Genomic DNA, 23339 nt, shown 5'->3' on the forward strand with positions numbered 1-23339 from the left:
CCGGCCGTCTCCGGTCGGGCCCTACGCGCGAGTGGGCGGGGCCAGGTCACCATCGGTACCGTCGGCGGCCCCGCTCACGCCGGCCTGATCGCCGCCTCGGCAGCGGCGGCGAACTCGTCGACGTCCTCTTCCGTGGTGTCGTAGGAGCACATCAGCCTTACTTCTCCGCGGCTTTCGTCATGGAGGTAGAGCGTGTACCGGTCCGCAAGACGGGCGCGGGCCGTACACGGCAGCGTCGCGAACACCGAGTTGGCCTCGACGGGACGGCTGACCGCCACTCCCTCCATGCGGGAGAGGAGGACGCTCAGCCGTGCGGCCATGGCGTTCGCGCGCCGCGCGTTGCGCTGCCACAGGTCCCCGTCGAGGAGCGCCTCGAACTGGACGGAGAGGAAGCGCATCTTGGAGGCGAGCTGCGCGGAGCGCTTGCGCAGATACGGCAGGCCCGAGACCCGGGACGGGTCCAGAACCACCACGCATTCCCCGAACAGCAGGCCGTTCTTCGTGCCGCCGAAGGACAGGATGTCGACCCCCGCGTCCGTCGTGCAGGCGGACAGCGGGACTCCCAGGGACACGGCGGCGTTCGCGAGGCGCGCGCCGTCCATGTGGACGGCCAGGCCGTGCGCGTGCGCACGGGCGGTCAGGTCACGGATCTCCGCGGGCGTGTAGCAGGTACCCAGTTCCGTGGCCTGGGTCAAGGACAGGGTCCGGGGCGGAGCGGAGTGCACGTCGTTCGCCTCCGCCACCGCGCTGTCGATCAGTCCGGGGCTCAGTTTGCCGTCCACGGAGGGCACTCCGAGCAGCTTCAGCCCGGCCATGTGCTCCGGACCGCCTCCCTCGTCCTCGTTCAGATGGGCCTGCCCGGCGCAGATCACCGCTCCCCAGCGGCTGGTGACGGCCTGCAACGCGACGATGTTGGCCCCGGTTCCGTTGAAGACGGCGAACGCCTGGGCGTCGAGCCCGAAATGACGGCGGAAGGTGTCCTCCAGGTGAGCCGTGTAGCGGTCCAGACCGTAGGCCGGCTGGTGGCCGCCGTTGGCCACCTGGAGCGCGGAGAGGATCTCCGGGTGGGCGCCTGAGCAGTTGTCGCTGGTGAAATCCCGCCGCCCGGGGTCGTGGCGCCGGACGGCGGCGCCGACGGACAGCGCGGACGGCACCCCACGCGCCGCCGGGGTCGCTGGCGGCCGTGCCGGCGGCGGTGTCCTCTCCCTTCAACCCCCGGCGACATAGGACCAGTACGGATCGACGATCACTCCCAGTTGCCGGGCCGTATGGAGGACGCGGTCCGGTTCCTCTCCCCGGGCGAGGCCGTACTCGAGTACCCGGAGGGTTCCCTCGGCGACCTCGGGCGGCGGCCGGTCGCCCCAGGACTCCATGTAGGCGAGCACGGGGCCGGGGACGTCCGGCAGCCGGCTCGAGGCGGAGACGAGGCGGGAGAAGAGGGTGCACCAGGTGGAGAGGTCCGTGTGGAGGTAGAGGGCGGCTTCGGCGGGCCCGGCCTGGGTGCCCAGCCAGGTGAGGTCGCGCACGACCCGGAAGAGACCCTGGTCGACCGGTACCGGCGGGATGTCGCCGCCGGTGAGGCCGACGGACGAGGTGGCGTCGCGCAGCAGTCCGCGAGCGGTGGCGATGGTGTGCAGGACGAAGGAGAACAGGGTGGCCGGGATCTCGTGGCGGTGCCGGGACACCAGCAGCGCGTACGTGGACAGTTCGGCTTCCTGGCACTGGTACTCGGCGAGCACGATCCGCTTGAAGTGGTCGGTGTCGATCTCCCCGGTCCGGGCGAGTTCGACGAGCCGGTTGCCGCTGACGAACCGTTCGACGTCCGGTTTCATCGCTTCGACGAGTTCTTCGGCCTTCATGTGATCTCCCGTGACCGGTTGGAGGGGTGAGGGGCGGGGCGCCGCCGGGCGGGGAGCCGCCGGGACGGTGGCGGGTGATCCGGTGACCATCCGGCCCCGCTGGAAGACGTACCGGCTGCGGCCGGTGGCGGTGATGTCGTGGAAGGGGTCGCCTTCGAGGGCGACGAGGTCCGCTGTGGCGCCGGGGGTGATGGTGCCCAGGTCGGGGCGGCCGAGCAGGTCCGCGGCGACACAGGTGGCCGCCCGCAGGGCACGCAGGGCGGTGTAACCGTGGGCGAGCATGGTGGGGAACTCGCGCCAGTTCTCGGCGTGCGGGAACATCCCGGCGTCGGTGCCGAAGGCCGTCTTCACGTGCGTCCGGGCGGGACGCAGCAGACCTTCGCGCAGGGCCTCGGCGTGTTCCCGGTAGTTCGCGCGGAGGGTCGCCGTGGAGCTGTCCCAGAAGCCGTCGTCGTCGAGCCGGTCGAGGAAGTAGGTCTGGGCGTACTGGGTCGGTACCAGGAACACGCCGGCCTCCTCCATGACCTGGTAGGTCGGCGGGGTGGCGAAGCAGCCGTGCTCCACGCTGCGCACTCCGGCCTCGACGGCGCGCAGGATGGCACGGTCGGTGAACAGGTGCGCCGCGCAGGGAAGTCCCAGATCGTCGGCGGTGGAGACGATGGCGTGCATCTCCGTGCTCGAGTACGCGGTGCTGGTGGGGCTGTCCACGGGTGAGGAGAACCCGCCGCTGCCCGCGAACTTGATCCAGTCGGCGCCGGCGCGGGACTGCGCGCGCACCGCGCGGCGCAGCCCCTCGATGCCTTCGGCCAGGGTGCCGATCCGGTGTCCGTACCGCAGGGCGAGGTCGGGCTCTTTGTCCCCGTGCCCTCCTTGGGGGGACAGGATGTTGGGGGCCGCGAGGATGCGGGGTCCCTCGACGAGGCCGTCCTCGACCGCCTGGCGCAAGGACACGTTCAGCGGCAGGTGGGCACTGCCCAGGTCCCGGACGGTGGTGAATCCGCTGTGCAGCAGGGCGCGCAGGACGGGCACCGCGGTGAGGGTCTGGTAGGCGGCGGGTGCCGTCTCGGCGGCTTCGTCCAGGAGGTGGACGTGGCAGTCGATGAACCCGGGCAGCAGGGTGCAGCCGGGCATCTCGACGATGTCCGTCTCCGGGCCGGCCGGGAGGTCGTGTCCGATCTCGGCGATCCGGCCGTCGTGTACGAGGACGGACAGGCCGTCCACCGGTGTGTCCGCGACCGCGTCCCACACGCGGTCGGGTCGCAGCAGCAGATCTCTGCCAGGGGGTGCGTGCACAGGTACCTCCGGAGGGGTGGTGCGGGGCGGGCGGACGGGGAGGGGCCATTGCGGGCGGGGGCGTCCCCAGGGCCTGAGGTGTCCTTGGGTCAGGAGATGACGAGCGGTGTGTACCGGGGGTCGTCCCACAGGTCGCCGGGTCCGGGGTTGCCCGGTTCGGGCCGGGCGCCGAGCTGGCGCAGGACTCCCCACGCCGCGTTCAGGCCGGAGGCGAGCGCGTGGTCGAGCCAGCCGGGAGACCACGAGGTGTCGTCACCGGCCAGGAAGAGGGCGTTCGGCGGTTCTCCCGGTACGGCCGCCGTGCCGCTGAAGTCCTTCATGAAGTGCGCGAACAGGTCGCGTTGGTAGGGATGGTCGCCCGGACACGAGAAGCGGCTCAGACCGCGGAAGTTCCGTTCGTTCTCCCACGACACGGTCACCGTCGCCGCCGTGTCGGTGCGGGCGCGCAGCTCGTCCGCCACCTCGGGGTGGATGGCGGCGACATCGCGGAGGAAGAGGGCGAGGCGTTCCTCCGGGGCGGAGGGCGCGACCTTCATGGCGTCCTGCGCCCAGGTGAAGCTGAGGTCCACCACCCCGCGCCGGCCCCCGGGCCCGCGCGGGGGGCCGTAGTCCATGGTGTAGACGGCCCTCGGCAGCCGGTCGGTGAGGGTGACGCCGTCCATGGACGTTCCCTCCCAGAAGGGGCGGTCCACCACGAGCGCGGTCTTGGAGGACTGCCAGTAGTGCAGCCGGCGGACGGCCCGCCACAGGCGCGGGCCGAGCGCGGGGAGGTGAGCGGCGGTGGAACGCACCTCCACACCGGTCTCCAGCAACCGTAGCTGCGGGGTGAACACGGCGGCCGCGTACCGTTCGCTGCGCCCGTCCTCGCTGTGCACCACGACCCCGCGGGCGGCGTCCGGTTCGACGTCGATGGCGCGCACCGCGGGCCGTAACACACCGTCGTTGACGGTCTCCAGGCTGCAAGTGCGCCCGTCGGGGCCGGTGGTGGGGCAGGTCCAGAAGCCCTCGGCCAGCCGGCTGATGCCGTCCGGTGCGTACAGCAGGCCGCTTCCCTCGGTGCACAGCAGCAGGCGCAGGATCTCGGCCATGCTGAGTTCGAAGAAGGAGTCCCAGACCGCGGGTCCTATCCCGGCGGTGCCCAGCAGCCGTGCCTGGTCGTGGCTCAGGCCCGCGCCTTCCGGGTCGCGCAGGAAGCGGTAGAAGGAGCACATCTCCCACCGGGACAGCACCGTGCGCCAGCGGCGGCGCACCGCGGTGAGGTCACGGGCGGCGACGTCTCGCTGGATCTGGAGGAAACCGATGCGGGCAAGCGCCTGCTGCCAGCGGGTGTGCGCCTCGCGGAACTCCTCGTGGAGGCCGTACAGGTCTTCCAGGCTCCCGGCCGGGTACTGCCGGCCGTCGACGTCCAGCACGGTCAACGGCGTGGGAGCCGCGTAGTTGTCCCGGAAGGGCTCCAGCCGGACTCCGAACGTGTGGGCGTACTGGCGCAGCAGCCGTGCGGATTCGGGGAACCGCAGGCAGCCCAGTTCCACGACGGCACTGTCCGTCTCGTCGAGCCGCCGGCTGTACATGCGGCCGCCCAGACGCCGGCCCCCCGGCCCGTCCTGGCTCCGTTCGGCCTCGTACACGACGGGCCGGCAGCCCGCTCGCAGCAGCTCGTAGGCGGCCGCCAGTCCACTGCCGCCCGCTCCGATCACGGCGACGCGCGCGCCCGCGGTCCTCTCGGGCAGCCGCCCCATGCGCCGGCCGCCGCCGACGTGCGCGGCGTAGTCGAAGGGGAAGTCGACCTGCAAGTCGCTGGCGGGCGGGGGTGTGCTGGGGCTCATCGCTCACTCCGTCGGGGAAAGGCGGGAAGGTTCCAGGTGTGCACGGGGCTTGCTCCCTCGGCGAGTTGTGCGTAGCGCACCGTCAACTCCCCCAGGAGAGGGTCCGGTCGGCCGGCACCGGCGACGCGTGTGTGCCCGTCCCCGGTCCGCTCGGCTCGACGGGGCGTCCGTGTTCCGGTGACGCTTTCCGGTCCGGGCGGGACCGCGTCTCGTTCCGGTCCCGTCGCGGTGCGGCCGGTCGTCTCCCGGTCCGCGTGCCGCGCGTGCTCCTCCCGCCGGCGCAGCGCCTGCAGGGCCCGCTGCTGCCACCACGCTCCGGTGCGGCCCGACCCTGTCCGGCGGTCCAGCAGGTGCAGCACGGTGTCCGCCTCGGCGGCGTCCACTCCGGCCGTGACCAGTCCTTCCCGTGCCTGCGGGAGCAGCTCCGCCACCAGGGCGCCCGCGTCGTGTCTGCGGGGCGCGGAGCGGGGTGAGGGCCACCACAGGGTGGCCCGCAGGCCGTCCCGCGCGGCCCGGTAGAAGTTCTCCCTGGCGTAGGCAAACGGCAGCTCACGCGCCACGTCGCGGCCCTCGGCCGCCAGGGACAGGGTGAGACCGACCAGGAACGCCGTGTTCGCCGCCATGTCCAGCGGGGTCGGCCCGGAGGGGAGCGCCCGGAACTCGATCCGCAAGTGCCCGAGCGGGTCGTACACCGGCCGGTTCCACGGCCACACGGTGCTCACGTGCAGGCGCAGTTCCTCCAGCGAGGGGCAGCCGTTCGGCGAGACGTCGTCGTCCCCGGCCGAGGAGACCGCCGGGAGCAGGACGTCGTAACCGCGCACGGTCTCCTCGAACGCGGCGAGCGGACCGCCGTGCAGCCAGGCGTGCCCGAAACCGACCCTCGGTCGTGAGGTCCCGCGACCGTTCGCGGCACACTCCCCGAAGCCCTGTTCGTACACCGCGATACGGGATTCCTGCCCGCCGCGCCGGCCCAGCGGGAAGGGTGAGTTGCCGGCGGCGGCCAGCGCCGGTGCGGTAGCGAGCTGGGCGGCGTTGTAGGTGGGGCGGAAGAGGTCCGGGGCCACGGTCAGGTGCACCTGCCAGGAACAGGCCGCGCCCTGGACCGCCACGGACCCGGCCCGCAGCAGTCCCTGCTCGCCCTCCCCCACGCGCAGCGGGAACGGCGCGGGACGCCGCCGGGCCCAGGCGCGCTCCAGCGCGTGGTAGCGCGGCAGGTCGGTCAGCGCCCGTGCCGTCAGGTCGGCCGGGGTCAGCGTGGGCAGCGTCCCGATCGGCACCGCCCGGGCGCCGTGGCGCGGCAGCGACCAGGCGGTGATCCGCGCCAGTGTCCCGGACGCCTGGGCGGCCAGCTCCGTGAACGGACGGCCCCGCAGCGGAACCGGCTCCAGGTTGGCCTCGAGGTTGAAGCGGGCCACTTCCAGGGCGAGACCGTCGTCGCCCAGTCCCTCGCGGACGGCCGCGTTCACCGGGACGGGACGGCCGTCCGGCCCGGCCAGCGACAACTCCAGTTCCGCGCCCAGCGTGCTCGGCACCTGTCCGAACCCGGGCCGGGCCACCACCTTCCCCAGCTCGGCGAGGCAGTCCGCCAGGCGGACGCGGAACCGCGCGTACTCCTCTTCCGTGAACGCCACCCGTCCGACCTCGCGGCCCATATCCGCTTCCTCCCGTACGTGACCTCACCTGACCGCGCCTATCACCACGGTGCTCACCCGGCCGTGGCGACCGCCCGCCACCAGGACCGCAGCGCCGGCTCCATGCGCACCGCACTGCGCGTGATCCACTCGCCCGGTTCGTCGCGCGCCCTGCCGTACTCGATGACCTCCAGCACGCCGTCCGCCACCTCCGGAGGGTTCTCGCGGTAGGCGCCGATGTACTCGATCGCGGCCTCGGGAATCTGCTCCGCCTCGCTCAGCACGTCGGCCAGCACGGCACAGGTGTTGCACCACAGGGTGAAGTCGGTGCGTGCCACGAGCGCGGCCTCCGCCGCTCCGGCGTGCAGAGCGACCCACGAGATGAACTCGGTGAAGCGCCGCACCGGTTCCAGGCGCGGAGCACGGCGCATCTCGTCGGGCGAGAGGCCCAGCGCGGGCGCGAGACCGCTCACCATCCGGTGCCGGGCCCGCATCAGCTCGTGTGCGACGAAGGAGAAGAACCCGCCGGGCACCTCGTGCGGGTACCGGGACAGCAACAGGCCGTACGCCGTGAACTCGGCTTCCTGGGACTGGAATTCGGCGAGGGCGAAGCTCCGCAGGTGCTTCTCCCCGATCATTCCCTCACGGGCGAGGGAGAGGAACTCGTTGGCACTGAGATGCTCGGGCAGGTTGATTCCCACGGTGTCGATGAACTCAGTGGCAGGCATGGAGAGGACTCCTTGGATCGGGACACGGCTCTTCGTGGCGGGCGTGGGTCGCACCGCGGGGGCCCGGTCCCGTAGGTCCCGTGCCGCTCACGTGTGGCTCCATGGCCGGGACTGGTGCTCCCGTCGGACCCTGTACCGGCTCCCCGGGCGTGCGCGGCGCACACGCGCCCGGCGTCGGCGAAGCGTGAACGTGTTGAACGCCCGGACCGGAGCGATCCCCGCGCGTCCCTCTCACTCGGTCGGCATCCCGCACCGTGCGGTCACCGGTCCGGCAGCCCAGGGTGGCCCCATGGACGATCCGCTCTTCGACCGCGTCGCCGGCCTCGCCCTGCGCGCCGCCGCGACCGAGCGGGCGGGCCGCCGCACGCACACCGGCCCGTCCGAGGCCGGCCGGACCGGGCAGCCGTGCGGGGCGGAGGCGGCGTCCGGCGCGGAAGGCGGAACGGGGGCCGGCTCCGGCGGGTCCGCGTGACCCGCCTCGGACCCTCGCCCGCGGACGACACGGCGTCGGACACGGTCCGGTGGCGTCGACTCCCGGCGGCGTCCGGTCCCGGCGGCTGGCGCGTCCGCGGCCCCGCCGGTCCCCTCGTCCGGTGACGGCGGGAAGGCGCCTGTCACGGCGGAGCCTTGTCGGGCGGGGGTCAGGGGCCGGGCGTCGTACGGGCGAGCGCCGCGAGCCGCTGCAGCAAATCCGCTGCCTCCGGCACCCGCCGGTACGGCATGAGCCGCGCCCGTATCTCCCGCAGCATGAGCGAGGAGCGATGGGAACGCAGGAAACGATGTTCCTCGGTGAAGAGCCGGCCCGTGTCGCACGCCTCGTCCACCCGGCCCTGCTCCAGCAGCACCAGGGTCAGCCGGGCCTGGCTGAGCGCCCTGGTGCGGTGCTGGTGGAGGGGACGCCGTCCGGCCGCGTACCGCAGGGCGTCCAGCGCGGGCTCCGCGTCGCCGAGGAGGTGCAGGGCGCGTCCCTTGCGGTAGGCGAAGCCGGCCCTGGGGTACCGGAGGAAGGGGTCGTCCCGCACGGTGGAGGAGCCCAGCTCCCGTTCGGCATCGTCGAGGTCCCGGTAGGCGCCGCGGCGTTCGCCTGCCAGGGCCCGCACGTAGGCCCGTTGGGCGAGGACGAACGCCTGTAGGTCACCGGACTGCCCCATGGTCGTGGTGACCGCGGCGTCGGCGAGACCGGTCGCGTACCGCAGCGCTGTCAGGCGGACCGCCTGGACGCTCATCGCCCTCAGCGTGATGGCGCGCGTCCGGCTGTCCCCGGCCCCGGCGGCCACGTCGAGGGCGATCAGGTAGTAGCGCTGGGCGAGTCCCTGATGGCCGGCGTCCGCCGACATGTCCCCCAGCACGTGCACGAGTTGCGCCGCCTCCGACAGCAGTGCCCGGCGCACGGCCGAAGACGCCGGCTGCGCCAGCAGGCGGCCGATGTCGTCGCCGAGGTAGGAGGCCAGGGCCGAGCGGGCGTGACCGCCTCCGTAGCGCGGCCAGCCGACGGCGAACTGGGACGTCACGAACCGGACCCGCTGCACGTCGGCGCCGCCGATCCCCGTCCGCAGCCGGGCGGGGCCCGGGACTTCGAGCGTGTCCCGGGCGTCCGGGTCCGGGACACCGCGCTGGCGGAAGACCAGGTGCAGGAGCTGCACACGGCGTACCGGATCGGCGTCCGTCCTGGCCAGGGCCAGGAGGCGCAGCAGGGGGTCGGTGCGGTTCTCGTCCGGTCCGTCGTCGGCCGGCTGGGCACGGGCGTCGGCCAGGCCGGTCTCCGCCGCGCCGACCAGCCGGCCGATGCTGCGGGTCAGTACCTCGGCCACGAGCTGGGGCACGGGAGCACGGGGACGGGAGCCCGAGAGCCAGTGAGCGACGGTGGTGCGGTCGTAGCGCAGTGCCAGTCCCTCGTCGGCTGCCAGGCGGTTGACGTTCCTGGCCAGTTCCGCGGCGCTCATGCCCGCCTCGCTCAGCAGGTCCCGTAGCGAGGTGTTCTGGCCATGGCGGCGTGGCACGACGGCCCCTCCTTCACCCGCTGAGGCACCACCCGGCCCGGACGCGGCATGAAAGAAATCGACTGTCTCTCTTTTCTACCAGTCCTTCTCCGATCGGAAATCGCCGTTTTCAGCCATGCGCGGCCTGCACGGCCGCGGTGGGCCGGTGCGCCGGCCGGTCCGTCCGGTGCGCCGGCCGGTCCGGTCACAAGAGCCGCCTCCGCGGCGGGCGTCTTCGCTGTTGCAGGGCGGCGTCTTCGCCGTTGCCGGAGGTCACTTGACGGAGCCGCCGGTGATGCCCGCGGCGATGTACTTCTGCGCGAGGACGAGCAGGACCGCCGCGGGGATCGCGGAGAGCACGGCCGCCGCCATCACCGAGCCCCAGTCGCCCACGTGCGCGCCGATGTACTGGTAGATGCCCAGCGTGATCGGCTTGACGTCGTCGGTGGTGTTGAGGGTGAGGGCGAACATGAAGTCGCTCCAGGAGAACAGGAACGCGAACAGGCCCGAGGTGATCAGGGAGTTGCGGCTCATCGGCAGCACCACCCGCACGAAGGTGCGCAGCCGCCCGGCCCCGTCCATCTGCGCGGCCTCGATCACCTCGCCGGGTATGGACACCATGAACGCCCGCATCAGCACGATCGAGAACGGGATGCCCAGCGAGGCGTCCGCCAGCATCAGGCCGACGTAGGAGTTGACCAGGCCCAGATCGACGTACGAGGTGTACAGCGCGTTGGCGATGACGATGCCCGGCACCATCTGGGTGAGAAGGGTGCCGAAGACGATGGCGCGGGTGCCGCGCAGCCGGAACCGGGCCAGCCCGTAGGCCGCCGGCGCGGCGATCGCCAGGCAGACGACGACCGCGCCGAGCGAGACCACGAGCGAGGTCAGCAGGTGTCCGCCCTGGTCGCCGAGCGCCTTGGAGAAGCCGGAGAGGTCCAGCCGGTGCGGGACCGGATCGACCTCCAGCAGCCCGGCCTCGGGCTGGAGCGCGGTGTTGAGCATCCAGTACAGCGGGAACAGCATCACGCACAGGACGAGCACACCGGCGACCGTGGAGCCCAGGCGGCGCCTGCCGGTGCGGGGTTTGGCGGTGTGGGTGGCCATGGGCCGGTCACTTCCCCTCGGTGCGGTTGGCCCGCAGATAGAACACCGCGAACACCGCGGAGATCAGGATCAGTACGTTGCCGACGACGGCGCCCGCTCCGAAGTCCAGGCGGACGAAGGAGTTCTGGTAGGTGAGCGTGCCCAGGGTCTGGGTGGCGTCGGCGGGGCCGCCGTCGGTGAGGGCCAGGATCAGGTCCAGGAGCTTGACCGTCGACATGAAGCCCAGGACGAGGACGACGGTGATGACGGGGCGGAGCATCGGCAGGGTGACGGAGCGGAACGTCCGCCAGGCGGAGGCGCCGTCCAGGGCGGCCGCCTCGTACAGCTCGCGGGGCAGCTCCTGGAGACCGCCGTACAGGATGACCATGTTGAACGGGATCCCGATCCAGACATTGACCAGGATGACCGACAGTAGGGCCATGTGCGGACTGGTCAACCATGGAGTGTGACCGTCCAGACCGAGGGTGTCCAGGAAGGAGTTCAGTACACCCGTGTCCTGGTCGAGGATGCGCCGCCACACGATGCCGGACACCACCATGGGCACCAGCCAGGGCAGCAGGATCAACGACCGCAGGACACCGTTGAGCGGGAACCTGCGGCTGAAGAAGACGGCGAGGGCGAGGCCGGCGCAGAACTGGCCGAGCAGCGAGCCCGCGGTGAAGACGAACGTGTGCCACAGCGCCTTGCCGAACAGGGCGTCCCGGAAGACCGCCGACCAGTTGTCGAAGCCGTTCAGGGGCGCCTCGCCGGTGAAGAACGTCCTCGGTGTGTAGTGCTGGAAGCTCATCACGACGTTGCGGACGAGCGGGTAGCCGAAGAACAGCAGCATGAAGAGGACGGCGGGGGCGACGAAGCCCCACCGGGCCGCCCGGTTCCCGCGCCGGGGCCGGGCGGGGGCCGGCGTGCCGGCTTCGGACACCGTGCCGGGCGCGGTGACGGTGGACGTGGTCATCTGCGCGTACCTCAGTTCCCGCTCGTGGCCCGCTGCTGGGCGCGCTGGAGGGCGGCCTTGCTGGACTGGCCGGTCAGGGCGGCCTGGAAGGCGCTCTGCAGCGCGAGCGACACGCTCGGCCAGCCGGCCCCCAGCTCGGCCGTGCGGGACCGGGCCGCGGCCACCTGCCCGGCCAGCGCGTCCAGTTCCGGCACCTGCGCGCGCCAGACGGCGGCGGCCTTGGCGTTGGCCGGGACCGTCCAGCTGTTGCGGGCGTACGTCAGCTGCTCCCGCTCACCGGACAGGCAGGCGACGATCTTCCCCGCCATCCGCTCGCGCCGCTCGTCACCGGTGTTCGGCACGGTGAGCACGGTGCCGCCCAGCGGGGCCACGGACTTCGCGCCCGGCCTGGGCACGGGGATCCGCGCGATGCCCCAGTGCAGCGACTTCTTGGTGTTCAGGGTCTCGACCTGCCAGGGGCCGTTGATCATCATGGCGGCGTTGCCGGCCATGAACTGGTCGTTGACGTCGGCCTGCGTCCAGCCCACCGTGGCCTTCGACAGCGAGCCGTCCCGCAGCAGGCTCTTCCAGTAGTCCAGCGCCTCGACGACCCTCGGCCCGTCGAGCCGGGTCTCGTCCCCGCCGTTGGACCACATGAACGGCGTGAACTGGAAGACGCCGTCCTCGGCGCCTCCCGCGCTGAGCGCCAGGCCGTACCGGTTGCCGCGCGTCAGCTTCCTCGCGGTCTCGCGCAGCTCGGCCCAGGTGGCGGGGACCTTCAGACCCGCCCGGCCGAGGAAGTCCTTGTTGTAGAACAGCGCGAGGGTGTTCACGGACCGGGCGGCGCCGTAGTACGTCCCCCGGTACGAGCCGAAGTCCACGATGCCCCGCGGGATGTCGCGGGTGCCGAGCCCCAGCTTCCTGAGGTCGGTCAGCCCGCCGGCACCGGCGAACGTCGGCATCTCCGAGGCGTCGAACTGCACGACGTCGGGCAGCGACTTCGAGGACGCCATGCGCAGCGCCTTGGTCATCACCTGCGCCGCCGGGACGCTGAGCTGTTCGACGGTGACGCCCAGCCGCCTGCCACAGCGGGCCATCGCCTGCGCGTCCCAGCGGTGATACGTCTCGTCGGTCGAGGAGTTCAGCACGGTGTAGACGGAGCCGTCCTGCTGCCGGTCACAGCCGGTCAGTCCCGCCCCGGCGACCAGGGCGGAGACGACGGCGAGGGGTATCACGGCCCTGCGGGAGCGTCTGTTGAAGCGCTTCGACATAGTTGGCCCTTGCTGTCGTACCGTCCGGCAGCGCTGCCGGACGCCTTTGTTCATGCAGATGACTAATACGCCATGCACGGCTCCGGCGCCAGACCCGAGCACCTGTTCGTTCCTTTCCGCAGACAGTGCACGGCCGTCGAGAAATCCATAATCCGCGCTGCTCACGCGGGGTTTGTCCGTACGCGGACCTGTCCCGGGACGGCATGTCGCATGTACGATCAACCCGCCGGGCGACGCCTCCGCGCCCCACCCGAACCGCTCCCGCTCCCCCGAGGAAGAACATGAAGTTCACCAACGGCTTCTGGCGCGTCCGCGACGGCGTGCAGATCGCGTACGCCACCGAGGCCCGTGACATCCGAGCATCATCGAAGCGCTTCACCGCCTATGCCGCCGTGAAGAACGTGGCCCGCAGAGGGGACACGCTCAACGCGCCGCTCCTCACGGTCGACTGCTTCTCCCCCGCCGAGGGCGTCATCGGCGTCCGGGTCACCCACCACGCCGGCAAGCACCGTGCGGGCCCGGACTTCGCGCTCGGCGCGGAGGCGGACGGCGCGGGCGCCGTCCGCCGCGAGGGCACCGTCACGGAACTGACCAGCGGGGCGCTGACCCTCCGCCTGGACGAGGCGGCCTGGACCCTGGCCTTCCGTGACGCGGACGGCCGCGAGCTGACCCGGGCCGGCGCCAAGGGCACCGCCTTCGCCACCACCGACGACGGCGCCCACCACGTCCTGGCCCAGCTCGCCCTCGGGGTGGGCGAGCAGGTCTACGGCCTCGGCGAGCGCTTCACCCCGTTCGTCAAGAACGGCCAGGTCGTCGACATCTGGCAGGCCGACGGCGGCACCAGCAGCGAACAGGCCTACAAGAACATCCCCTTCTACCTCTCCTCACGCGGCTACGGCGTCTTCGTCAACCACCCCGGCAAGGTCTGCTTCGAGGTCGGCTCCGAGTCCGTCGGCCAGGTGCAGTTCAGCGTCGAGGACCAGAGCATCGAGTACTACGTGATCGCCGGTCCCACCCCGAAGGAGGTCCTGGCCCGCTACACCGCGCTGACCGGCCGCCCGGCCCTGCCGCCCGCCTGGTCGTTCGGCCTGTGGCTGACCACCTCCTTCACCACCGACTACGACGAGGCGACGGTGATGTCCTTCGTGGACGGCATGGCGGAGCGCGGCATCCCGCTGTCGGTCTTCCACTTCGACTGCTTCTGGATGCGCGAGTACCAGTGGTGCGACTTCGAGTGGGACCCCGCCGTCTTCCCCGATCCGGACGGCATGCTGGCCCGGCTCAAGGACAAGGGCCTGCGCGTCAGCGCGTGGATCAATCCCTACATCGCCCAGAAGTCCCCGCTCTTCGAGGAGGCGGCCGGCCTCGGCCATCTCGTGCGCCGCCCGAACGGCGACGTCTGGCAGTGGGACCTGTGGCAGGCCGGCATGGGCCTGGTCGACTTCACCAGCCCCGACGCCCGCGCCTGGTTCCAGGGCAAGCTGAAGACGCTGCTCGACCAGGGCGTGGACTGCTTCAAGACCGACTTCGGCGAGCGCGTCCCCACCGACGTCGTCTGGCACGACGGCTCCGACCCGGAGCGGATGCACAACTACTACACCCACCTGTACAACCGGACCGTCTTCGACCTTCTGGTGCAGGAGCGCGGCCCCGGCGAGGCCGTCCTGTTCGCCCGCTCCGCGACCGCGGGCGGCCAGCAGTACCCCGTGCACTGGGGCGGCGACTGCTGGGCGTCCTTCGAGGCCATGGCCGAGTCGCTGCGCGGCGGGCTGTCCCTGTCGCTGAGCGGCTTCGGCTTCTGGAGCCACGACATCGGCGGCTTCGAGGGCACGCCCGACCCGGCGGTCTTCAAGCGCTGGCTCGCCTTCGGCCTGCTCTCCTCGCACAGCCGGCTGCACGGCTCCACGTCGTACCGGGTGCCGTGGCACTTCGGCGAGGAGGCCGTGACGGTCGCCCGGCGGTTCACTCTGCTCAAGCACCGCCTCATGCCCTACCTCTACGGTGCCGCGGCCGAGGCCCACCGCACCGGCGTACCGGTGATGCGCCCGATGCTCCTGGAGTTCCCGCACGACCCGGCGTGCCGTCCGCTGGACCGTCAGTACATGCTCGGCCCCGACCTGCTGGTCGCGCCGGTGTTCACGGAGGACGGCGAGGTCGAGGTCTACCTCCCGGAGGGGACCTGGACCCACCTCCTGACCGGCGAGCGGGTCACCGGCCCGGTGTGGCGCACCGAGCGGCACGCCTTCGACAGCCTGCCCCTGTACGTGCGGGAGGGCGCGGTGCTGCCGCTGGCCTCGGACGACAGCCGGCCGGACGGCGACTGGCTGGACACCCCGGTCCTGCTCGTCCACCCCACGGCCGCCGCGGACTACTCCGCCGAGATCACGGTGCCCGACCTGGCGGGCACCCCGGCGGCCACGTTCACCGTCCGGCGTGACGGCGCACGGCTGCGGGTCACCGCGCGCGGCACCGATCGCCCGTTCACCGTCCGCGTCGCCGGCGGCGCGAGCGCGACCGGCACGGCCGAGGTGACCGTGGCCCTGGACTGAGCGACGGGGGCGCCGACCCAGTAGGGTTGCCGGGCGCGTCGACACCATGACACGGGGGATTTCGCCATGACCACCGTCGCGAAGCACCGGCCGGCAGGCATCAGGACCGAGAGGCTGGTGCTGCGGCTGTTCCGGCCCGGTGACGCCGAGGACCGGTACGCCTACCAGTGCCTGCCGGAGATCGCCCGGTACCTCTACCGCCCGCCGCTCACCCGCGAGGGCTGCGCCGAGTCCCTCGCGGCCCGGGCCGGCGGGACCGACTGGGCGGCCGACGGCGATGTGCTGCTGCTGGCGGTGTGCCGGGCGGAGGAGCCCGGGGTCGTCGGCGAGGTGGTCCTCACCCTCACGCACGCGCACGCGCGGCAGGCCGAGATCGGCTGGGTGTTCCACCCCGCGTACGCCGGCCGGGGTTACGCCACCGAGGCGGCGGGCGCCGTACTCGCCCTGGCGTTCGGCGAGTTGCAGGCCCACCGGGTCTCCGCCCGGCTCGACGTCCTCAACACCGCGTCGGCGCGGCTGTGCGAACGTCTCGGCATGCGCCGCGAGGCGCACTTCGTCGACAACGACCTCGACGGGGACCGCTGGGGCAGCGAGTACGTCTACGCGATGCTCGCCCGCGAGTGGCGGGACGGAACCCGGGCTTCCCGCGCGCGTCCCTGAAGCGGACGTCCGCCGCAGCTCGGTGTGGGGCAGACGGCCGATCTTGGGCATCCGTAGACAGAGATCTTCGGTGCCGTAGTCAGGAGGAAGCCGGTATGACCGTACCCATGCGCCCGGTCCGACGTGTGCGGCGTGGCCGGCGCTTCGATCTGCGCGCCACCGCGATGTTCTTCCTGCTGCTCGCGATCATCCTGTGCCTGCTGTCGTTCCTGGCGCGGATGGCGGCGGGCGTCGTGGAACGCCGCCCGCTGTGGGCCGGGGTGCTGGCGGTGCTCGGCCTGGCCGCCGTACTGGTGTACCGCTCCCGGAGGCGGCGCATATCCGCCGGCATCTGGGCCCGCCAGGCCGCCCGGACGCTGGAGGAAGCGGCCGAGAAGGCGTCCGACAGCCTCGCCGCCCCGGCGCCGGGCCCCGCCCCCGTCCCGCAAGCCGCCGCGCCGGCCGGTCCGTTCGCGGACACGGCACCGGCGGGCCCCGGCTGGGGTGCGGACGGCGTGCTCCCGGGACCGGCGCGGACCGCGACCGTGCCGCTGGACCCGGGCGGCGAGGAGCGGACCGCTGTGCTCGATCCCGTGGTCGACTACGCGGCGCTGGACCCGGACGGCTTCGAGCAGGCCATAGCGGAGCTGTGTGCCCGGGACGGCTGCCGGGACGTGGAAGTGGTGGGAGGCGCCGGGGACTTGGGCGCGGACGTCGTGGCGATCGCCCCGGACGGGCGGCGCGTGGTCGTGCAGTGCAAGCAGTACGGCGACACCAACAAGGTCGGCTCGCAGGACATGCAGCGCTTCGGCGGGACCTGCTTCGCCATCCACGAGGCCGAGGTGGCAGCGGTCGTCACCACGAGCGGCTTCACGGAACCCGCCCTGGAGTACGCGCGCCAGTGCGGGATCGTCTGCGTCGACGGCGACGACCTCCAGGCGTGGTGCGGCGGTTCGGGCCCCGCTCCCTGGCACCGTGTGGACCCCGGGGTCTGAGGCGGTCGACAGCCGACGGCCGGCCTGGGATAGCGTCCCTCTGTTTTCCGGCGAGCGAGAGGGATGTCGTGCGGGTTCGGGTGCGTGGGCAGGCCGCCCATCGGTGGATCGTTTTCGGGCTGACCGCGTTCGGGGGGCTGTTCCTCGTCCTCGGGCTGGTCTTCGCCGGGGTGTCGGTCTCGTACCTGACGGACGCCGAGCGCGCCCGGGGCACGGTGGTGGACCTGGAGTGGCGGACCGACCACGGTCACAGCGCGGGCAGGCGGCGGGACGACGACGATCCCGTGGCGTACGCGGTGGTCGCGTTCACGTCCGCGGACGGCACGCGGAGGACGTTCGAGGACTCGGGCGGTTCGAACCCGCCCGCGTACGAGAAGGGCGAACAGGTGGAGGTCCTCTACCGCGCGGACTCCCCCGAGGACGCGCGGATCAACGGGTTCTTCTCCCTGTGGCTGCTGCCGCTGATCTTCGGCGGAGCGGGACTGCTGATCATGACCGCCGGGGCGGTCGTCGCGGTGGTGGCGCGACGGCGGCGCCCGCGGGTCCGGTGAGCCGGATCGCCGGGTGCGTTGCCGCGCGGCGATCCGGTCCGTCCCGGCGGCGCCGAGGAGGGTGCGGCGCCCGGGCACCCTCCCGGCCGGCGGGCCGCCCGGTGCCGGTCCCGGGCGCCTCCCCGCCCCGCTGCTCTCCGGCTCAAGCCGGCTCCGGCTGCGGTTCCGGCCGCCGCGCCGGCACGGCCTTCGGTTCCCACTGCGTGGTGATCCGTACGTAGCCGTAGATCACCGAACCCATCGCCAGCAGGAGGAGCGGCCCGAACAGCCACGGCCGGGCGGCCATCTCCATGGGCAGATAGCGGTACGACACCAAGAGCGCGGCGAAGACTGCCGTGCCGTAGGCGACGAGCTGGATTCCGGACCGGTCCCAGCCGCGTGCGATCGAGCGCAGCGCGGTCTCGATGGTGAGCGTGAACACCACACCGGCCACGAGGTCGGCGCCGTAGTGGTAGCCGAATCCCAGGGTGGCGGCGAGCGTGGCGATCAGCCAGAACGTGCCCGCGTAGCGCAGGAACCTGGGCCCCTTGCGGGAGTGGATGAAAATGGCGGTGGCCCAGGCCGTGTGCAGGCTGGGCATGCAGTTGCGGGGGGTGATCCCGTCGTACGGCACCGGGTGCGGGGCGATGAGCGGCGTCGGCGTGTGCGGCCACAGGTTGGCCACCGCCCATTGCAGTCCGCCGGTGCCCGAGGCGCCCGGGCCGTAGGCGAAGACCGGCCCGACCACGGGGAAGAGCATGTAGATGCCCGGCCCGAGGAGACCGATCACCAGGAAGGTGCGGACCAGGTGATGGCGCGGGAAGCGGCGGTCGGCCGCGACGTTGCGCAGTTGGTAGAGCGCGACGAAGACCGCGGCCATGGCGAGCTGGGCGTAGACGTAGTCGAGGAGGTGGATGCCGACCGGGCCGGTGGCGTGGACGATCCGGCCCATCACCCAGGACGGGTTGCCCAGCGCGTGGTCGGCGGTGGCCACGTACGGGTCGAGCACCAGGGGACGGCTCTTGGACGTGATCAGCAGCCAGATGTCGCCGGTCTTGCGGCCGGCCACCAGCAGCAGCCCCAGCGCCACGCCCTTCAGCAGCAGGAGGCGTTCCTGGCCGGTGCGGCGCGTGACGGCGAGGACCGCGTAGCCCAGCAGCACCCACAGCGCGCCGTTGCCGAAGGGGTGCCCCTCGGTGATCCTGATACCGAGCACCCAGCGCACCAGCAGGATCACGGCGTCGATGCCGATCGCGACGGCGGCCGCCGTGAGCCGTTGCCGCCAGGTGAGCACCACCATCATCAGCGCCAGACCGCCGTACAGCAGAAAGCCGGACTTCGGTGGATATATCACCTCCCGCACCTGGTTGGTGAGCGGTCCCGGCAGGTCGTAGTGGCGCGCGGTCATCTCCAGCGCGACGAGGAACCCCAGGGCCGCCACGGTCGCCGCGGTCCAGAACATCGGCCGTGGCTGACGCCACGCGGCAAAGCCGGTTCTCCACTCTATTCGGGGAAGCACCCCTGATTTTTTAGGTATCAATTGTTCGGCCGATTTGCTCGTTATTGACGGTTTCGGTGAATCTTGTGCCGGTTGGCACGGTTTTGCGGCACATGACGGGCGATGGGGCGCTCGTCACAAGTTCGATCATGCTAGCTGAATGGTGCGGCTTGGGGTCCGCCCCTTTCGGCCCCTGTCGACGGGCCGCGCGTACGGCACAGGGTGGCGGAAAGGACGGCGGAAAAGGGAGGGGATCAACCCACCTTGCCGGCGACGAGATTGAGGGTGGTGGCCAGGATGCCGGTGCCGAAGAGATAGGACAGCAATGTGTGCCGTAGCACCATCGCGCGGATCAGCGGGCTGGAGACACCGGTGTCGGAGACCTGATAGGTCATGCCCAGGTTGTAACTGAAGTACAGAAAGTCCCGGTACGCGGGTGGCCGGTCCGCGTTGAAGTCGATGCCGCCGGCGGCCTCGCCGTAGTACAGGTGGGCATAGCGGGCGGCGTACATCAGATGCAGGGCCGCCCAGGCCAGGAAGACGCCGGCGAGCGCGGCCAGGGCCACGGCGTGGCCGGTCCCGGAGTCGTGCACGAGGAGCAGCAGCACGATGCCGACCAGCCCGCACAGGGCCGCGGCCACCACCACCAGTTCCTCCAGGACGGGCCGCAGGTCCTCGCGCCGGGCGTTGTGCCGGGTGGCGGCGGCGTCCATCGGCCACAGCACGGCCCAGCCCGCGACGACGAAGGCCGCTCCCGTCGCGGCGATCCCGGCGAGGATGCCCAGCGGCGCGCGCGTGGTCGTGCCGACGGCCGCGCCGACCGCCGCACCGACGGCCACCGCGCCGGTCAGCCTGGGGACCGCGGACAGCGGCAGCCACGTGCTCATACGGCACAACGGTAGAGGCCGCGTCGCCGCGCGCCCGGCAAGCCGCCGCCGGGGACACGGCGGTTTCGCTGCCCGGCGAGCCGGCGATGTCCCCGGAGGATGCCCGTGACACCCCGTGCCCCGGGCGCCACCGCAGCGCGGAGCCGTCGTCGTCGGCGGCCTGCCGCCGGCTCACCGGGAAGCGGTGTCCGGACGGCCGGGCGCGGTCACACGCCACTGAGGGCCCCGTCTCCGGGGCCCTCGATCCGTCCGGACGGAGTCCGGGGCTACGTGGCCTCCGGACGACGTGCGGCGGGTGGTGCCTGTGGTGCCTGATGCGGCTGGCCGAAAGGATGCGGTCGGTTTCTCCGCCGGGCCGTGCCCCGTCAGTCCTGCGCCGGCAGGACCTGCACGGTGTCTCCGACCGGGCGCTCGCCGGCGGCGTCGGACGGGTGGTTGACCAGCGTGCCGTCGACGGCCATCGCGGTGGAGCCGCCGCCGTCGAGGTTCAGCGCGTCCACCGCGCCGAGCGACTGCATGAACCGGGCGGCCTCGTAGAGGGTGAACCCCTCGCTGCCGTTCTTCAGCCGGCCGTCCACCGTCGCGAGGATCAGCCGGCCGCGCTGGTCGACGCCCGCCATGGTGCGCGGCTGACGGACGTTGGCCCACGCGTAGCCGAAGGAGGTGTACTCGGGGTCGACCACGCCCTCGGCGGCGGCGTCGATGTCGATACGGCCGTCCTTCACCAGCGTGGGGGCCGCGCTGACGAGGGAGTCGTCGCCGTCGAGCCGGACCCGCCGGCCGTCGGTCGTGCGGACGACCTCGCCGAGCGTGACGCGGCTGTGCGGCCTGGCGTGCGCCGTCAGCCAGTCGGCCGCCCGGCCGATGCCCTGGAGCACGCGCCCGTCCTCGGGGACGCGGCCGCCGCGCGCGCCGACGGAGACGACGCGGCCGGACGCGTCCAGCACGGCCTGCACGCCGGGACCGGTCGGCAGCCCGGCCCGGAAGGCGGGCGTGAACTCGACCAGGTCGTCGGCGAGCCGGCAGGTCACGTCCTGCCAGGGCAGCTCGCTGGGCGTGCTGCCGGGACGACCGCAGTCCCGGACCGTGCCGGGCACCCGGTTGATGCCCTGGACCTGGTAAGCGGCCTTGCCGGCGCGGGCGGTGACGGTGCTCGTCAGGTCCGCGACCCGGGCCCGGCGGCCGCCGTCCTCCATGAGCAGCGCGGAGCGCGAGCCGGCCGCCATCGACTCCAGCTCGCCCTCGTAGGCGCCGATCCCGGACATGGTGCCCGGCACGCCGTCGCCCGTCGCCAGCACGAAGAAGCCGCCGTTGACCGCGACCAGCGAGTCCAGTTTGCGGGCCACCGCCGAAGTGGCCTCGCGCTGTGCCACGTTGCCGTCGTGCGTGGCCTGCACCGTGCCGTCGAAGGTGTCCGGGTCGATCACCGCCACATGGACGTTCTCCAGATCGGCCGGCTCCTGGATGTCGTACCCGGTCCAGGACAGGGTCGTGCGGAACCCGGCCGCGGTGACCGCCGACGCGGCCGTGCGCGCCTCCTGCTGGGTGGCGAAACGGCCGACACGGACCCGGTAACCCATCACTCCGTGCGGGGTGTCGGCGTACCGGGGCCACTGCACGCTCTCCACGCGGGGCCGCAGACCGGCGTCGGCCAGCTCGCGCGCCGTGCCGGCGGCCCAGGCACGGGTGGAGACCTCGGCCCAGGTCACGGGCGCGTCGGGGTCGTTGGTGGACCACCGGGAACTGGTCGGCGCCTGTACGGTGACCGTCCACGCGTGCTCGGCGCCGGGATGGCGCAGGACACCGGCGCGGACCGTGACGCCGGGGGCGAGGATCCGTGTCGTCCACTGCTCGGCCGGCTCGCTGCGCCGGGAGTCCGCCTCCGCGGCGCCGGCCAGGAAGGCCGGGGCCGCCAGGGCGGCCACGACGGCCGTCGCGAGTCTCGCACGGGCCCGTGCGGGGCGCCGCGCCGCGCCCCGGGTGCGGAGATGACGCATCACATGCACCTCACGAAGGATTCGGGAGCGGCCGGCCGGCACTCTGCCAACCGTCCGGACCGCACCTTGGCAACGGTGGCCCACTGCACCAGCCGGAGGTGACGGCCGTCGCCTCGCGAACCAACGTACTGACGACAGACGTGTGAACTGGAGTACAGAACCGGCACGTCGGTGAGCCGGCCCGCCGGTCGCCCGGCGTCTTCCGCGCCGCCGGAGACGCCGACGTTCACCTGCCGCCGGAACGTGACACGGCGTGCCCGGCCGCCCGCGATCGGGCCCCACCCGCGAGGGCGGCCCCGGAAAGCGAGGGCGCGCCCGGAAAGCGGGGGCGGAGTGCCCGCAGGCGGTGCTCTGGCGCCGTCGGGCCGCGTAGGGTGCGCTGTCATGACGCGCGCCTGGCTCCTGCCCCTGCTGTTCCTGGGCTGCGGCTCACTCGTCGCCCTCGCGCCGGCCGCCGGCGGGTCCGCCTGGCCGGCCGTCGCGCTGCCGCCGGTGTTCGTGGTGGTCGCGGTCCTGCACTCGCCGCTGGCGTTCCCCCGGCCGGTCGGCGCGGCGGAGGCCCGGCGCCGTAGCGCGGCCGACGGCCGGCCGGTGGTCTACTGGCGGCCGGGGTGCGCGTACTGCCTGCGCCTGCGGTTCCGGCTGGGCCGCGACGCCCGCCGGCTGCACTGGGTCGACATCTGGCGTGACCCGGCCGGCGCCGCGGTGGTGCGCGCGGTCAACGACGGCGACGAGACCGTGCCGACCGTGGTGGTGGCGGGCCGGCCGTACGTCAACCCCGATCCGCGCTGGGTGCGCGCCCTGCTGTGAGCCGCCGCGTCCGCCCGCTCACAGGCTCAGGGGGACCGCGTCACAGGCTCAGGGTGATCGCGTCACAGGCTCAGGGGGACCGCGTCACAGGCTCAGGGTGATCGCGTCACAGGCTCAGGGTGATCGCGGCGGCGACGCCGCCCAGTCCCAGGGCGACGGCCGCCTCGGGCCAGCCGCCGGCGCCCCAGGGGAAGAACCGGTCGAGGGCCAGCCGGCCGGGGCCGAGCGCGGCCACGGCCAGGGCGACGACGGCGATGCTCACGTTGTACTCGACGCCGCCTTTGGTCTCCCACAGGCCGTGGGCCCCGGTCACCGTGACCATCGCGTTGATCATGACTCCGATCAGCGCGGCGGCGGCGAGCGGGGTGAGCAGTCCGACGGCCAGGCCGAGACCGCCGAGGAGTTCGGAGAGGCAGCCGATCACGGCGAACAGCTTCCCCGGGTGATAGCCGAGGGCGGCGAACCCCTTGCCGGTGGCCGTCAGTCCCGGCCCGCCGAACAGACCGAACAGCTTCTGGGCGCCGTGCCCGGCCATGAGCAGTCCGAAGGTCAGTCTGAGGAGCAGCAGTCCCCAGTCTCCGGCGGTCAGCCCGTCTGTGAGGCCCCGCCGTGCCGCCGGCCGTGCGGCGGGCGAACGCGGGTCCGTGGTGCGCTTGGTCATCTGAGTACTCCGGTACGGACGCCATCCGGATGCTCCGGTACGGACGCCGGACCGGGTGGCCGGTGCCGGACCGGCACCGGCCACCGGCCGGCGGGTTCGGGACCCATGCCTGGGCCGCGGTGCGCGTGCCGCCCCTGCCCATGCTTCC

Annotated in this window: 19 protein-coding genes; 6 read left to right on the forward strand and 13 right to left on the reverse strand. The window is 72.6% G+C overall.

The genetic code is table 11. The annotated features are described in order from the left end of the window. Positions 1-74: 74 nt before the first annotated feature. The 5 genes from ACZ4SV_RS28340 to ACZ4SV_RS28360 all read right to left on the reverse strand — a co-directional run bounded on the left by ACZ4SV_RS28340 (position 75) and on the right by ACZ4SV_RS28360 (position 7337). Positions 75-1154 (reverse strand): threonine aldolase family protein, encoded by a 1080-nt coding sequence (locus ACZ4SV_RS28340; RefSeq protein ID WP_468007492.1) that lies wholly within the window; start codon positions 1152-1154, stop codon positions 75-77. A 54-nt stretch (positions 1155-1208) separates the two neighbouring features. Continuing rightward, the gene (locus tag ACZ4SV_RS28345; protein WP_468007494.1) at positions 1209-3152 is read right to left on the reverse strand and encodes a metal-dependent hydrolase family protein; all 1944 of its coding nucleotides are present in this window, start codon (positions 3150-3152) and stop codon (positions 1209-1211) included. Positions 3153-3241: 89 nt separating this feature from the next. Then, positions 3242-4978: a flavin monoamine oxidase family protein gene (locus tag ACZ4SV_RS28350; protein ID WP_468007496.1), complete on the reverse strand. Its 1737-nt coding sequence runs from the start codon at positions 4976-4978 to the stop codon at positions 3242-3244. After that, a complete protein-coding gene (locus tag ACZ4SV_RS28355; RefSeq protein WP_468007498.1) occupies positions 4975-6630 on the reverse strand; it encodes a glutamate--cysteine ligase in 1656 nt (551 codons plus the stop codon). Before ACZ4SV_RS28355 ends, ACZ4SV_RS28350 begins: the two co-directional genes overlap by 4 nt. A gap of 53 nt (positions 6631-6683) precedes the next feature. Beyond that, positions 6684-7337, reverse strand: a complete 654-nt coding sequence (locus tag ACZ4SV_RS28360; protein ID WP_468007500.1) for a hypothetical protein — start codon at positions 7335-7337, stop codon at positions 6684-6686. A 289-nt stretch (positions 7338-7626) separates the two neighbouring features. Between ACZ4SV_RS28360 and ACZ4SV_RS28365 the strand changes: the two genes are divergently transcribed. Continuing rightward, positions 7627-7809, forward strand: coding sequence for a hypothetical protein (locus ACZ4SV_RS28365; RefSeq protein ID WP_468007502.1), 183 nt, complete (start codon positions 7627-7629; stop codon positions 7807-7809). A gap of 169 nt (positions 7810-7978) precedes the next feature. On the opposite strand, the gene ACZ4SV_RS28370 is transcribed toward ACZ4SV_RS28365, so the two are convergent. From ACZ4SV_RS28370 to ACZ4SV_RS28385, 4 genes are all read right to left on the reverse strand, one after another. Further along, positions 7979-9337 carry a hypothetical protein gene (locus ACZ4SV_RS28370; RefSeq protein WP_468007504.1) on the reverse strand — a complete coding sequence of 453 codons (1359 nt, stop codon included), beginning with the start codon at positions 9335-9337 and terminating at the stop codon, positions 7979-7981. 252 nt (positions 9338-9589) lie between these two features. Then, positions 9590-10423, reverse strand: a complete 834-nt coding sequence (locus tag ACZ4SV_RS28375; RefSeq protein WP_468007506.1) for a carbohydrate ABC transporter permease — start codon at positions 10421-10423, stop codon at positions 9590-9592. A 7-nt stretch (positions 10424-10430) separates the two neighbouring features. Continuing rightward, a complete protein-coding gene (locus tag ACZ4SV_RS28380) occupies positions 10431-11375 on the reverse strand; it encodes a carbohydrate ABC transporter permease (RefSeq protein ID WP_397941019.1) in 945 nt (314 codons plus the stop codon). Positions 11376-11386: 11 nt separating this feature from the next. Further along, positions 11387-12625 (reverse strand): ABC transporter substrate-binding protein, encoded by a 1239-nt coding sequence (locus ACZ4SV_RS28385; protein ID WP_468007509.1) that lies wholly within the window; start codon positions 12623-12625, stop codon positions 11387-11389. A gap of 281 nt (positions 12626-12906) precedes the next feature. Here ACZ4SV_RS28385 and yicI point away from each other — a divergent pair, with 281 nt between their 5' ends. The 4 genes from yicI (at position 12907) to ACZ4SV_RS28405 (ending at position 17359) form a co-directional block, all read left to right on the forward strand. Further along, on the forward strand, positions 12907-15174 hold the full coding sequence (gene yicI, locus ACZ4SV_RS28390; RefSeq protein ID WP_468007511.1) for an alpha-xylosidase: 2268 nt from the start codon (positions 12907-12909) through the stop codon (positions 15172-15174). Positions 15175-15240: 66 nt separating this feature from the next. Next, positions 15241-15834: a GNAT family N-acetyltransferase gene (locus ACZ4SV_RS28395; RefSeq protein WP_468007513.1), complete on the forward strand. Its 594-nt coding sequence runs from the start codon at positions 15241-15243 to the stop codon at positions 15832-15834. Between the two features lie 95 nt (positions 15835-15929). Beyond that, positions 15930-16808 (forward strand): restriction endonuclease, encoded by an 879-nt coding sequence (locus ACZ4SV_RS28400; RefSeq protein WP_468007515.1) that lies wholly within the window; start codon positions 15930-15932, stop codon positions 16806-16808. Between the two features lie 80 nt (positions 16809-16888). After that, positions 16889-17359 (forward strand): DUF3592 domain-containing protein, encoded by a 471-nt coding sequence (locus tag ACZ4SV_RS28405; RefSeq protein ID WP_468007517.1) that lies wholly within the window; start codon positions 16889-16891, stop codon positions 17357-17359. A 142-nt stretch (positions 17360-17501) separates the two neighbouring features. Here the strand turns inward: ACZ4SV_RS28405 and ACZ4SV_RS28410 are convergent, their stop codons facing one another. The 3 genes from ACZ4SV_RS28410 to ACZ4SV_RS28420 form a co-directional block, all read right to left on the reverse strand. After that, positions 17502-18800: a phosphatase PAP2 family protein gene (locus tag ACZ4SV_RS28410; RefSeq protein WP_468007519.1), complete on the reverse strand. Its 1299-nt coding sequence runs from the start codon at positions 18798-18800 to the stop codon at positions 17502-17504. 290 nt (positions 18801-19090) lie between these two features. Beyond that, complete coding sequence (locus ACZ4SV_RS28415) at positions 19091-19723, reverse strand: DUF1345 domain-containing protein (protein ID WP_397971470.1); 633 nt, start codon at positions 19721-19723, stop codon at positions 19091-19093. Between the two features lie 365 nt (positions 19724-20088). Next, the gene (locus ACZ4SV_RS28420) at positions 20089-21720 is read right to left on the reverse strand and encodes a phosphodiester glycosidase family protein (protein ID WP_468007521.1); all 1632 of its coding nucleotides are present in this window, start codon (positions 21718-21720) and stop codon (positions 20089-20091) included. A gap of 384 nt (positions 21721-22104) precedes the next feature. Here ACZ4SV_RS28420 and ACZ4SV_RS28425 point away from each other — a divergent pair, with 384 nt between their 5' ends. Beyond that, a complete protein-coding gene (locus ACZ4SV_RS28425) occupies positions 22105-22530 on the forward strand; it encodes a glutaredoxin domain-containing protein (protein ID WP_468007523.1) in 426 nt (141 codons plus the stop codon). Between the two features lie 106 nt (positions 22531-22636). Here the strand turns inward: ACZ4SV_RS28425 and ACZ4SV_RS28430 are convergent, their stop codons facing one another. After that, entirely contained in the window at positions 22637-23191 is a 555-nt protein-coding gene (locus ACZ4SV_RS28430; protein WP_468007525.1) for a DoxX family membrane protein, read from the reverse strand. Between the last annotated feature and the right edge of the window lie 148 nt (positions 23192-23339).

This window comes from Streptomyces sp. NPDC027672 (genome assembly GCF_055566335.1).